Raw genomic sequence first — 12,416 nt, forward strand, 5'->3', positions numbered from 1 at the left:
CGTCGCCGGGCCTAGTCGCCGCTGCCGAAGCGCTCGATCCACGGCGCGAGGATTGGCAGGACCGGGCCGAGCTGGTCGGCATAGCGCCGCCACTGGCCACCGCCATTATAGAGCCCCTTGCGCACTTGCGTCTCGCTCGCGGTACGGACGCCACGGTTCCTCGCCGTGCTGGCGAACGCTGCGAAATCCTCGGTCCAGGCGATCCCGATGAACTCGGCCAGCGCGCGGACGGTGGGTTCGAACTCCCCGACCAGTCGATCGTAACGGACGTCATGCGTCGCGATCGGCAGCGTCTCGCGCACAAGGTCGATCAGCCGCATCAGCGAATCATAATGCCGCGCGGTCTCTTCGAGATCGCTGAACGCCCAGGCACCCGCACCGGGCGTGAAATTGACGCGGAAACAGCTCAGGACGACGTCGCGCGGGTCGCGGCGCATCACGACAAAGCGCGCCTGCGGGAACAGCCGCGCGAGGATCGGCAGCTTGATCCCGTTGAACGGGTTCATGTCGACGAGCACCTTGCCCGCGACAGATGTTTCGGCGAGCGCCGCGACGCGCGCCCAATAGCGCGTCCGCAAATCGAGCAGCAGCGCGGGGTCGAGCGTATCGAGGTCGGGCATCGTGCCGTCATTGGCAAGCAGCGCGGCGTCGATATCGACCAGCGTGTCGCGTTCCTCGAGCGCGACGACATCGGTCGCGCTCGCCAGCACGTTCTCGATCAACGTCGTTCCCGACCGCGGATAGCCCAGCAGGAAGACGTGCGTCGCGGCGGCACCCGCGACGCGCTCGTCGGCGGGCAGCGCCGCGATTGAGCCGGTCGCGGCAACCTGCGCGCGGATCGAATCGATGAAGGCGCGGTGCGACGGACGGTCCACCGCCGGCGCGAGCTGTTCGCGATACGCCTCGCGGAAGGTGGCTTGCGCTGCACGATACGCGTCGAACGCTTCGGCGGGGCGGTCGAGCCGGTCGAGCGCGTCGCCGAGCAAGGTCAGCGTCCGCGTGCGATCGTCGAGCGCGAGCGGCGTCTCGAGCAAGGGGCGCAGCACGGCCTCGGCATGTGCGCCGTCGCGCGCTTCGACCGCCAGCAGCGCGAGCGCGAAGATCGCCGACGGCTCGTGCGGGTTGAGCGCCAGCGCGCGCTGCGCATAGCTTTGCGCGCTCCCAGCATCGCCGCGGCGCGCGGCGGCGTCGCTCAGCTTGCCGAGCGCCGGCGACAGCGTCGGATCGAGCGCGAGCGCGTGGTGATAGCTGTCGGTCGCCGCGGCATCGTTCCGCAGTGCATCGAGCACATAGCCACGTTCGAGCCACGCCGCCGAATGGCGCGGTTCGGCCGCAACGACGCCATCGAGCACCGCGAGTGCGTCTTCGAGGAACCCCTGTTTGCGCAGCACCGCGCCGATCGAGCCGAGGATCGCAACGTCGCCCGGGCTGAGCGTCAGCGCTTGGCGGAGCAACGCGTGCGCCGCTGCGAAATCGCCGGCTTCCTCCTTGCGCCACGCGGCGAGGTTGAGCACGAGCGGATCGGCGCGCCCCGCCGCGAGCTCACGGTCTGCCAGCGTGGCGGCGCGCGCGATGTCACCAGCCGCAAGCGCTTGATCGATCTGCGATCTTTGCGACCGAGCGGCGACCGTGGGGCGATTTTGCTTCATGTTTCGCTTTGACATCGCTCAGCCATAATCCGTATCGTTGCGCTGGCACATTGCCATAATCACTTGCGCTGCGAGGTCGTGATGATGATCCTGATTCTGCTTTCGCTGGTCGCCGCCGACCCTCAGCCAATACCCGCGAGCGCGGCCAAGCCTTCGGCTTTGTCTCCGGACAAGGTTATCTGCAAGCAGTCCGTGGTCACCGGCTCTTTGGTCACCACCTCCAAGATCTGCAAGACGCGGCGTGAATGGGATATCGAACGTGAGCGGTTCCGTGCCAGCGCGAGCGGCACGGGGTTCGATGCCTGCGCAAATGTTGGCGTTGGGGGCAAGTGCTGAGCGGTCAAGCGACCAAGCGAGCGGGCGCGGTCAGGGCGATCGCGTTCGTCGCTGCGACCGCTTCTGCCCAGATCGCGACCTTTTCGATTTCGTCGGCGTGGAGCGTGTCGCCGCGCTGAAGCTCGACCGCGCGATCGCGCGAATCGAACGCCGCGCCGGACTTGGAATGGGTGGTGAAGGCCGGTCCGTGCGCCATCGCCGCGAGCGTCACCGGATCGATCGCGCGCTGCGTCAGCGCAGCGAGACTCGCGAGCGCCGCCGACGGATCCGCCATCAACGTGGCGCTGTCGAGCGTGCGCACCCGCGCCGGCCCGAATTGCGCGACCAGCCGCGCGAAGAGCTGCTGGTGCGCGAGCCATCCGACCGCGGCGACCTGCAGGTCGGTCAGCCCGAGATAGTCGCGCGGACCAAAGCCGAGATTGACGAGCCCGTCGTCGAGCATCCCGGTCAGCAGCGTGCGCACCCAGAGCCGCCCGTCCAACCCCTTGCGCGCGATCGAGCCGAGATAGGTGCGCAGCGGCGCATAGAGCAGCACCGCACAGGCATCGCCGCGCAGCGTCAGCAGGGCAGGGGCCAGCGCGTTGACCGCGGTCGACGGCTTGACGAACACCGCTTCGCCCGGCTCGAACGGACGCGCCAGCAAGGTCAGCACATCGTCGAGCACTTCCGCCATGTCTGGCCCTTTGCCGCCGCGGCGCCGCCAGCCGATGATGTCATTGAGGATCACCGGCTCTTTCAGCCCCATCGCCCAGCCGGGATGATCGAGCGCGCGCGCCAGCAGCGTCGAACAGCAGAAGGCCGAGTGAAACAAAAAGTGGATCGGCGCGGCCGTCGGTGCGGCGGCGATGGCATCGGCGCGGCGGACGACGAGCGGAGCGAGGCCAGCGGGCAGATACTCGTCGGTCAGGAAGGTCGCGCGGCGATGCTCGGCGCGCGGCACCGGCACGAAATGCACGGCGTCGTGGCCGGGATCGTAGCGATGCGCGAGCCAGCTCGCATCGCGCACCGCTTCGGCGATCGATCCCGGCTGGCCTTGCGGGCCGCCCGACAAGGTGGCCGGTGTCATCGTGCTTGTTTGTGCAGCCGCGCGCGCGTTGTCTAGTCGGTTCGACGCCGATATGCAGGTGGCATGGACGATGCGGATATTCAGCGGATGCTTCAGGCGGCGGTCCAGGAGCGGCGCGCCGGACGGCCTGAAATCGCCGCAGGCCTGTTTCGCGACGTGCTGGCACAGGCCGGCGAGCATCCGCTGGCGCTCAACGCGCTGGGAATGCATGCCTTGGCGCTATTGCGTCCGGGAGACGCCGCGGCCTATTTCGAGCGCGCGATCGCCGCCGACGCGCTTGCCCCCGAATTGTGGATGAACCTCGCGCGCGCGCGCCGCGAGCAGCGCGACGACGCGGCCGAGGCCGCCGCGCTCGAAGGCGCGCTGGCGATCGACCAGCGCCACTTCATGGCGCTGGTGCGGATGGCGGAACTGCGCGAGCGCCAGGGAGATGTTGCCAGTGCCGCCGACCGCTGGGGCAGCGTGCTCGCGATGGAAGCCTCGATCGAGGAGCGCAGCCCGGCGCTAGAGTTGATGTTCGACCATGCGCGCGCCTTCGTCCGCGGGCAGCGCGCGGCGTTCGGGGATACCATCGACCGCGGGCTCGCCGCTGTGCGCGAGGCGATCCCGGTGGCGGAGCGTCGACGCGCCGACGCATGTATCGATCATGCGCTCGGGCGGCGCGCGATCTATGCGAACGTCTGTGCCGGGATGCACTTTCCCTTCCTTCCGGCCGAGGAATATTTCGCGCGTGCGCATTTTCCGTGGCTCGCCGATATCGAAGCCAAGGCCGACATGATCCGCGCCGAGCTCGAGGCGATCCTTGCCGAGGATGCCCAGGCGATCCGCCCGTATGTCGCGATGCCGCCGGGGACGCCGCAGAACAAATGGTCGGCGCTCGATCATTCGCTGCAATGGGGTGCGCTGCATTTGTGGAAGGACGGCGCCCGCGACGACGCCGCCTGCGCACGCGCGCCGCGTACGGCGGAAGCGATCGCTGCATTGCCGCTGTCCGATTTGCCGGGCCGGACGCCGACGGTGTTCTTCTCGCTGCTCCAGCCGGGCGCGCATCTGCCGGCGCATACCGGGGTCAGCAACGTCCGCTCGATCGTTCATCTGCCGTTGATCGTGCCGCCCGGCTGCAGCTTCCGCGTCGGCGGCGAGACGCGCGACTGGCGCGCGGGCGAGGCGTGGGTGTTCGACGACACGATCGAGCATGAGGCGTGGAATCGCTCGGACCAGATGCGCGCGATCCTGATCTTCGACGTGTGGAACCCGTATATCACCGAAACCGAGCGCGAGCTGTTGCGCCGCTTCTACGCGGTCGCTGCCGAGACCGACGTCGCGGGGCAGTCCGCGCTCGGCGTCAGCGACTGAGCGCGGCTGCCAAAAGCGCGGCGTCGGGGGCCGCGGTCGCCGCGTGGCGTGCGACATAGGCCTCCGCCGCGTCGAGTTCGGGCGCGATCGCCGCTGCAACCTCGGCCGCGCGAGTGCGCCGCGCCGCATTGTCGAACGCGACGCTCGGATTCTTCGAATAGGTCGAAAAGAGCGGGCCGGCGACGACCGTCTCGAGCGTCTGTGGCGCGATCGGCAGGCCGAGCTGCGCCGCGGCGGCGCGCAGCGTCGGTAGCGGCGCATCGAACAGCGTTTCGGCATCGAGCGTGCGGGCATTGGGCATTGCCGACAGCGCGGTCGTGAACGCCTCGACCTGCGCGAGCCACAGGGCCGCTCCGCGCTCGGCATCGCTCAGCGCCGACCAGTCGCCGAGATAGGGCGCCAATTGCGTCGTCACGTGGCGCAGCCAGCCGCGGTGATTGTCGTCGCGCAGGATCGCGAGCAGGTACGCGCGTAAAGGGAGATAGAGCAGGATCGCGGGCGCGGCGCGCTGTGCCGAGGCGATCTGTGGCAGCAGGAAATTGACCGGCACGTTCGCCTTCACCAGCGTCGGCGCATCGTCGCGATAGCGCTTGCCGAGCATCGCCAGCACCAGCGCGAGCCGGGCAGGGTCGCGCTCGATCGCGCTCTGCCGCAGCGCGAGCGGCTCGCGCAGCACCAGGCTGGCGGCCGGATCGTCGAGCGCGCGCGCGAGCAAGGTCGATCCGCAATGCGCCATGTGGAAGATCCACGCGGTCGGCGCGGCGCCCCGCGCGCGCGGCATCAGATCGGCGAGCGGCAATGCCATGCGCTGCGCCGCCGCCGGCGAAATCCGGTGATCGAGAAAGATCGAACGATGATAGGCGGCGCGGTCCATCGGCACGAACACCGCATGGTCCTGCTCGAACGCCTGCAGGAAATGATCGGGCGAGCCGAAGAGATCGTCGAAGGTCAAGGCCACGCTTCGCTGTAGCGCGCAGGCGTGATGGCGGCTATCCCCGGTGCGTCATGCCCGCGATCCATTTGCCCGCGCTTCACCAGCCGCACGTCGTGATCGAAGCGACCGGCGAAACCTCGATTTTCGAGCTCGACCGGGCGCGCCTGATCGCTCTTTACAAGGCGCATGGCGCGCTGCTGTTTCGCGGCTTCGGCGTCGATGTCGCCGGCTTCGGGACCTTCGCAAAACAGTTCTGCGCAACCTCGGTGGTCAATGAAAGCCCCGGGCGTCAGCCGGTCGATCCTGCGGCGAACGTCTTCACGGTCGATGCCGGAAACGGTGCGTTCGCGCTCCATCCCGAACTGTCGCGCGAGCCGTGGAAGCCCGATGTCGCCTTTTTCGGCTGCATCGTCGCGCCGCGATCGGGCGGGCGCACGACGATCTGCGACGGCGTCGCGCTCGCCCGCGAAATGCCCGAGCCGGTGCGCCGTGCGCTCGCGACGCGGCGCCTGCTCTACATCAAGCCGACATGGCCGACGCTGCTCAAGTATTGGCTCGGCACGCCCGAGCCGAGCGACGCGCAACTCGCGTCCCCGCCGCCCGGCTGTCCCTATTATTTCCGGCGCTATCCCGATGCGGGGATCTTGCGCGTGTTCAGCCGGCCGGCGCTACACATTCCGATGTTCAACGACGCACCCGCCTTCGGCAATTTCCTGCTGTTCTCGCGCTTCAACCACGGGCGCGCCGACCATCCGGTGCTCGACGACGGCCATCCGGTGCCCGAGGAGTGGTTGCAGGCGATCAAGGCGACGGGCGATCGGCTCAGCGCCGAGATCGAATGGGATCCGGGCGATCTGCTGATGCTCGACAATACGCGTTTCCTGCACGGCCGCACCGCGATCGTCGATACCGCCGAGCGCGCGATCCTGACCTATTTCGGCTATCTCGATTTCGCGCGGCCCGACCCCGAGGAGCCCGCGAACGCGATTTGGCGGCGCGAGGATTTCGAACCGCCGTTGCGGCCCGATCATCCACGGTTGACGGTCGCCGATTGAGCGCTCGATCGGTGCGCGCGGGGGCATTTAGCGACCGCGGACGATCCAGCACCGTCGCGATGCAATCTGTGCGGGGATGCACGCAAAAGACCCCGAATCTTTCGTAAATCGCCCAGTTACAGGCCGATATGGCCGGTCCGGATGCAATGTTGCAGCGCGGTTACAGGTCGTTGCAGAAGTTATCATCGATTCGTTTCGCGTATTTACAGCGACCCGGCGCGCCGCCAATCAATCGCCATGTCTCGGGGGGCCGAGCACATGTTCGGTTACGAGACTTGCCATCTACGCAGCACCGCGAGCGATCGCGGGGCGTGCGTTTAGCAAGGAATCGCATGTGACTGACACGACCTTTATCGCGCGTAAGACCCGGCTGCTGGCCAGTGCTGCATCGTCCGCCGTCCTCCTTTCGCTCGCCGTCCCGGCTTTCGCCCAGGATCAGGCGCCCGCTCCCGCTCCCGCTCCCGTAGCGCCCGCGCCCACACAGGCTGCGCCGGAAGACAATGGCGGCAAGGACATCGTCGTCACCGGTTCGCTGTTCCGCCAGGCGGTGACGCCGTCGCCCGTCACGACGCTTTCGGTGGAAAGCCTCGACCAGCGCGGCATCCAGACGGTGCAGGACGGTATCCAGCGGCTGTCGTCGAACAACGGCCCGGCGCTCACCAACTCGTTCACCGCGAACGGCGCTTTCGCCGGTGGAGCATCGGCCGTGTCGCTGCGCGGCCTTTCGAGCAGCTCGACGCTGGTGCTGATCGACGGCCTCCGCGCCGCCTATTATCCGCTCGCCGACGACGCGACGCGCAACTTCGTCGATCTCAACACCATCCCCGACGACATCGTCGACCGGATCGAAGTGCTCAAGGACGGCGCCTCGTCGAGCTATGGCGCCGACGCGATCGCGGGCGTGGTCAACATCATCACCAAGCGCAGCATCCAGGGTGTTTCGGGCCGCGCCGAGGCCGGGATCTCGCAGGACGGCACTGCGCCGAGCCAGCGTCTGTCGCTCACCGCGGGCACGGGCGATCTGAACGAGAAGGGCTATAACGCCTATATCAGCGGCTTTTATTATCACAGCGGCCAAGTCCGCAACAGCGACCTGCGCGCGCCGTTCAACTCGTCGAACCAGAGCGGCATCGGCGGCCCGAACGATATCGTCAGCGGCGACAATTTCGGTGCGACCACGGCCGGTTCCAACCTTTACGTACGGCCGACCGGCGGCACGCAATATTCGCTGCTGGGCAATGGCTGTGCCAACGGGACGCCGTCGACCAACACCGTCGGCGGGATCGTACCCTCGACGGTCTGCGGGACCGACGCGATCAACCAATATGGCGTCGTCGCCCCGAACATCGATCGCTTCGGCGGGTCGGCCAAGTTTACCGCAAAGGTCGGCAGCACGTCCGAGGCCTACGCCGAGTTCAACTTCCTGCAGACGCGCAGCAGCTACACCGGCAACCCGTCGCAGATCTACGCGAACGCTCCGGCTGGCATCTTCTTCCAGCCATACTCGACCCGCTCGAACGCTGCCTCCTATGCGGCGGGTTCGGGTGCGCTGACGCTGCCGGTGTTCGTCTGCGCGGCACGCGTCAACTGCACCGCGGCCAACGGCACGTTCAACCCGAACAACCCCTATGCCGCCTCGGGCCGCACCGCACAGGTGATCGGCACGCTGCCTGATACCGTTATGCGCGACGAGACGCGCTACCGCGTGTATCGCGCCGCGGCGGGCATCCACGGCACGGTGTTCGGCGATTGGGACTATCGCCTCGACCTGACCGCGATGCATACCGATCTGCGTCGCAAGCAGGACGGCTATGTCTACATCCAGCATCTGCTCGATGTCGTCGCGGACGGCACCTACAATTTCGCCAACCCCGCGGCGAACAGTCAGGCCGTTCGCAACTATCTGACGCCGACCAACACCACCGATTCGAGCTCGGATCTGTATCAGGCGCAGGCAAGCGTGAATAAGGCGCTATTCCAGCTTCCGGGCGGTCCGCTCGAGCTCGGCGCGGGTGCCTCGGTCTATTATGAAGCCGTCGACTCGCCGAGCGCAAACTCGGACATCAACGGCCCGACGCAGCGCTACTTCACGATCAACGCGTTCGGCACCAGCGGTCATCGGACCGTCACCTCGGGGTTCGCCGAGTTGAACGCACCGATCGTCGACCAGTTCACGGTCAACGCTTCGGGACGGTACGACCATTACTCGACCGGCCAGGGCGCTTTCTCGCCGAAGGTCGGCGCGAAGTTCACGCCGTTCAAGCAGCTGACAATTCGCGGCACCTGGTCGCGCGGTTTCCGCATCCCGAGCTTTGCAGAAGCCAATGCGTTGCCGACCACCGGCTATGTCACGAACTCGGCTGGCCTGTTCAACAACGCCTACCTCGCGCAGTATAACTGCACGACCGCGACCTTCAGCACGGCGTGCCCGACCTATCTGCGTTCGGGAAGCTATGGTGCGACCACGCTCGCCTCGCCCAATCTGAAGCCCGAGCGGTCGCGCAGCTTCACCGGCGGCGTGGTGTTCGAGCCGATCCGCAACGTGACGCTGACGGTCGATTACTTCAACATCAAGAAGACCAATGCGATCACCTCGCTGACGTCGGGCGACGCGCTCAACGCGTATTATTCGGGTGCAGCGATCCCGGCTGGCTTCACCATCACGCCGGACGCGGCGGACCCCGCCTTCCCGAATGCCAAGCCGCGGGTGCTCTACGTTGCATCGGCGCTGGTGAACGCCAACACGATCAAGTCATCGGGTATCGACTTCGGCATCAACAGCCGCGTCCGCTTCCATGGGATCACCTGGACCAGCAACCTCGACGCGACGATGCAGATCGAGCTCAGCACGAGCTTCCCCGATGGCCACTCCGAAACGTATGTCGACACGCTCGGCAACTTCAACTTGACCGCGGGTTCGGGCACGTATCGCTGGCACGGCAACTGGCAGAACACCTTCGAGGCAGGTCCGGTCGCGCTGACGGGCACCGTCAACTATACGTCGGGCTATGATCTCTCGGCGGAAGACCAGGGCACGGGCTATAAGGATTGCGGCCTGGCACCGTCGCCGGCGTACACCGGCTGCCGCGTGAAGAGCTATATCACCTTCGACCTCAACACGAGCGTCAAGGTCAACGACCGAATGACCTTCTACGTCAATGCGATCAACCTGTTCGATCGCCTGCCGTCGATCGATCCGGTCACCTATGGCGGGTATCTGTACAACCCGGTCCAGTCGGGCGAGGGCATTTACGGCCGTCGCTTCCTGGCAGGGGCAAAGTTCAAGCTGTAAGATCGCACTTTGCGCGAACGGAAAAAGGGGCGGCCTCGCGGTCGCCCCTTTTTTTGTCGGTCTCGCAAAAGGCAGGCGGCTTACTCGACCGCCAGCTCGAGCTTGCCGTCGCCCTCGTCGACCCGCACCGTCGCGCCGTCGTGCACGCTCCCGCGCAGGATCAGGTCGGCGAGCGGGTCCTGCAGGTAGCGCTGCACCGCGCGCTTCAGCGGCCGCGCGCCGTACACCGGGTCATAGCCGACCCGGCCGAGCCACAGCCGGGCAGCATCGGTAAGATCGAGCTCGACCTTGCGTTCGGCCAGCAACGTCGCGATCCGCTTGACCTGGATATCGACGATCGGCGCCATCTCCGCCTGGCCGAGCCGGTGGAACAGCACGATCTCGTCGAGCCGGTTGAGGAACTCGGGCCGGAAGTGTGCGCGGACGATCTCCATCACTTGCGGTTCGACGCTCGCGACGTCCTCGCCTTCGCCGAGCGTCGTCAGCACCTGGCTGCCGAGGTTCGAGGTCAGCACGATGATCGTGTTGGTGAAGTCGACCGTGCGGCCCTGGCCGTCGGTCAGCCGCCCGTCGTCGAGCACTTGCAACAGGATGTTGAAGACGTCGCCATGCGCCTTCTCGACCTCGTCGAACAGCACGACCTGGTACGGCCGGCGCCGCACCGCCTCGGTGAGAACGCCGCCTTCCTCATAGCCGACATAGCCCGGAGGCGCACCGATCAGCCGCGCGACCGCATGTTTCTCCATGAACTCGCTCATGTCGATACGAACCATCGCGGTTGGATCGTCGAACAGGAATTCGGCGAGCGCCTTGGTCAGCTCGGTCTTGCCGACGCCCGTCGGCCCGAGGAACAGGAACGAGCCGAGCGGCCGGTTCGGATCCTGCAGCCCCGCGCGCGCCCGCCGCACTGCGGTCGACACCGCGCGGATTGCGTTCTGCTGGCCGATCACGCGCTTGCCGATCGTCGCTTCCATCGCGAGCAACTTGTCGCGCTCGCCCTCGAGCATCCGCTCGACCGGAATCCCGGTCCAGCGCGCAACGACGCCTGCGATGTCCTCGGCGGTCACTTCCTCGCGCAGCATCGCGCCCTTGGTCGCGCCCGCCGCGGCATCGAGCTGGCGCTGCAGATCGGGGATGCGCCCGTAGGACAGCTCGCCCGCCTTGGCGAGGTCGCCGGCCCGTTGCGCCTGCTCGAGCTCGAGCCGCGCGGCATCGATCTGTTCCTTGAGCTTGGCCTCGGCCGAGATCTTGTCCTTCTCGCCCTGCCAGCGTGTGGTCAGCTCGCTCGATTGCTGCTCGAGATTGGCGAGCTCGCCGTCGAGCTTGACCAGCCGGTCGCGCGACGCTTCGTCGCTCTCGCGCTTCAGCGCCTCGCGTTCGATCTTGAGCTGGATGATCCGCCGGTCAAGGATCTCGATCTCCTCGGGCTTGCTCTCGACTTCCATGCGGATCCGGCTCGCGGCCTCGTCCATCAGGTCGATCGCCTTGTCGGGGAGGAAGCGGTCGGTGATGTAGCGATTCGACAGCGTCGCCGCCGCGACTATCGCCGCGTCGGTGATCCGCACGCCGTGGTGGAGCTCGTACTTTTCCTTGAGCCCACGCAGGATCGAGATCGTGTCGGGCACGGTCGGCTCGCCGACGAACACCGGCTGGAAGCGGCGCTGGAGCGCTGCGTCCTTCTCGACATATTTGCGATATTCATCGAGCGTGGTCGCGCCGACGCAGTGCAGCTCGCCGCGCGCGAGCGCTGGCTTGAGCAGATTGCCCGCATCCATCGCGCCTTCGGATTTGCCCGCGCCGATCAGCTGGTGCATCTCGTCGATGAACAGGACGATGTCGCCCTCGGCGGCCTTTACCTCGTCGAGCACGCCCTTGAGGCGCTCCTCGAACTCGCCGCGATATTTCGCGCCCGCGATCAGCGAGCCCATGTCGAGCGACATCAGCTTGCGGTCTTTCAGCGTGTCCGGAACGTCGCCATTCGCGATGCGCAACGCGAGCCCCTCGGCGATCGCAGTCTTGCCGACGCCGGGTTCGCCGATCAGCACCGGATTGTTCTTGGTGCGGCGCGCGAGGATCTGGATCGTGCGGCGGATTTCCTCGTCGCGGCCGATCACGGGATCGAGCTTGCCGTCGCGCGCCGCCTGCGTCAGGTCGCGCGCGAACTTCTTGAGCGCGTCGAACTTGTCCTCGGCCCCCGCGCTGTCGGCGACGCGGCCGTTGCGCACCTGCTCGATCGCGGTGTTGAGCGCCTCGGGGGTAACGCCCGCGGTCTTCAGCGCCTTGCCGGCGACGGTGTTGAGCGACAGCGCGAGCGCGACGAGCAGTCGTTCGACCGGCACGAAGCTGTCGCCCGATTTGGTCGCGATCTGCTCGGCCTGGTCGAGCACGCGCACCGCGTCGTTATCGAGCCCCGGCGTCGTTTGCGCGCCGCTGCCCGACACTGCGGGGATCTTCGCGAGCGCGAGATCGGTCTCGCTCAGTGCGCGTTTGGGGTCGCCGCCGGCGGCGGTAATCAGCCCGGACGCCATGCCCTGCTCGTCCTCGAGCAACGCCTTCAACACATGTTCGGGCGCGATCCGCTGGTGGCTCATGCGGATCGCGACGGTCTGCGCCGATTGCAGGAAGCCCTTGGCGCGGTCGGTGAATTTCTCGATGTTCATTGGGAAGTGTCCCTCCTTCTTGCCAATCGATGTAGTGTTGCACTTATGCAACACAAGGGGCCGGGCCG

Annotated in this window: 8 protein-coding genes; 4 read left to right on the forward strand and 4 right to left on the reverse strand. The window is 66.9% G+C overall.

The genetic code is table 11. The annotated features are described in order from the left end of the window. Window positions 1–11: 11 nt before the first annotated feature. Window positions 12–1,649 (reverse strand): sulfotransferase, encoded by a 1,638-nt coding sequence (locus ACP7C5_RS15375; RefSeq protein WP_426264898.1) that lies wholly within the window; start codon window positions 1,647–1,649, stop codon window positions 12–14. An 81-nt stretch (window positions 1,650–1,730) separates the two neighbouring features. Between ACP7C5_RS15375 and ACP7C5_RS15380 the strand changes: the two genes are divergently transcribed. Next, window positions 1,731–1,985: a hypothetical protein gene (locus tag ACP7C5_RS15380; RefSeq protein WP_426264899.1), complete on the forward strand. Its 255-nt coding sequence runs from the start codon at window positions 1,731–1,733 to the stop codon at window positions 1,983–1,985. A gap of 4 nt (window positions 1,986–1,989) precedes the next feature. Here ACP7C5_RS15380 and ACP7C5_RS15385 read toward each other — a convergent pair whose 3' ends face one another. Then, window positions 1,990–3,051 carry a hypothetical protein gene (locus tag ACP7C5_RS15385; protein WP_426264900.1) on the reverse strand — a complete coding sequence of 354 codons (1,062 nt, stop codon included), beginning with the start codon at window positions 3,049–3,051 and terminating at the stop codon, window positions 1,990–1,992. Window positions 3,052–3,114: 63 nt separating this feature from the next. On the opposite strand from ACP7C5_RS15385, the gene ACP7C5_RS15390 reads away from it, so the two are divergent. Continuing rightward, the gene (locus ACP7C5_RS15390) at window positions 3,115–4,407 is read left to right on the forward strand and encodes an aspartyl/asparaginyl beta-hydroxylase domain-containing protein (RefSeq protein WP_426264901.1); all 1,293 of its coding nucleotides are present in this window, start codon (window positions 3,115–3,117) and stop codon (window positions 4,405–4,407) included. On the opposite strand, the gene ACP7C5_RS15395 is transcribed toward ACP7C5_RS15390, so the two are convergent. Next, window positions 4,397–5,365, reverse strand: coding sequence for a hypothetical protein (locus ACP7C5_RS15395; RefSeq protein WP_426264902.1), 969 nt, complete (start codon window positions 5,363–5,365; stop codon window positions 4,397–4,399). The genes ACP7C5_RS15390 and ACP7C5_RS15395 overlap by 11 nt on opposite strands. A 47-nt stretch (window positions 5,366–5,412) precedes the next feature. On the opposite strand from ACP7C5_RS15395, the gene ACP7C5_RS15400 reads away from it, so the two are divergent. Together ACP7C5_RS15400 and ACP7C5_RS15405 are read left to right on the forward strand one after the other, a co-directional pair. After that, the gene (locus tag ACP7C5_RS15400; protein ID WP_426264903.1) at window positions 5,413–6,396 is read left to right on the forward strand and encodes a TauD/TfdA family dioxygenase; all 984 of its coding nucleotides are present in this window, start codon (window positions 5,413–5,415) and stop codon (window positions 6,394–6,396) included. Between the two features lie 334 nt (window positions 6,397–6,730). Further along, the gene (locus tag ACP7C5_RS15405; protein WP_426264904.1) at window positions 6,731–9,688 is read left to right on the forward strand and encodes a TonB-dependent receptor domain-containing protein; all 2,958 of its coding nucleotides are present in this window, start codon (window positions 6,731–6,733) and stop codon (window positions 9,686–9,688) included. An 80-nt stretch (window positions 9,689–9,768) separates the two neighbouring features. Here ACP7C5_RS15405 and clpB read toward each other — a convergent pair whose 3' ends face one another. Further along, window positions 9,769–12,348, reverse strand: a complete 2,580-nt coding sequence (clpB, locus tag ACP7C5_RS15410; protein ID WP_426264905.1) for an ATP-dependent chaperone ClpB — start codon at window positions 12,346–12,348, stop codon at window positions 9,769–9,771. Window positions 12,349–12,416 lie beyond the last annotated feature (68 nt).

The organism is Sphingomonas sp. PWP1-2 (genome assembly GCF_049898305.1).
GTDB classification, from domain to species: Bacteria; Pseudomonadota; Alphaproteobacteria; order Sphingomonadales; family Sphingomonadaceae; genus Sphingomonas; species Sphingomonas glacialis.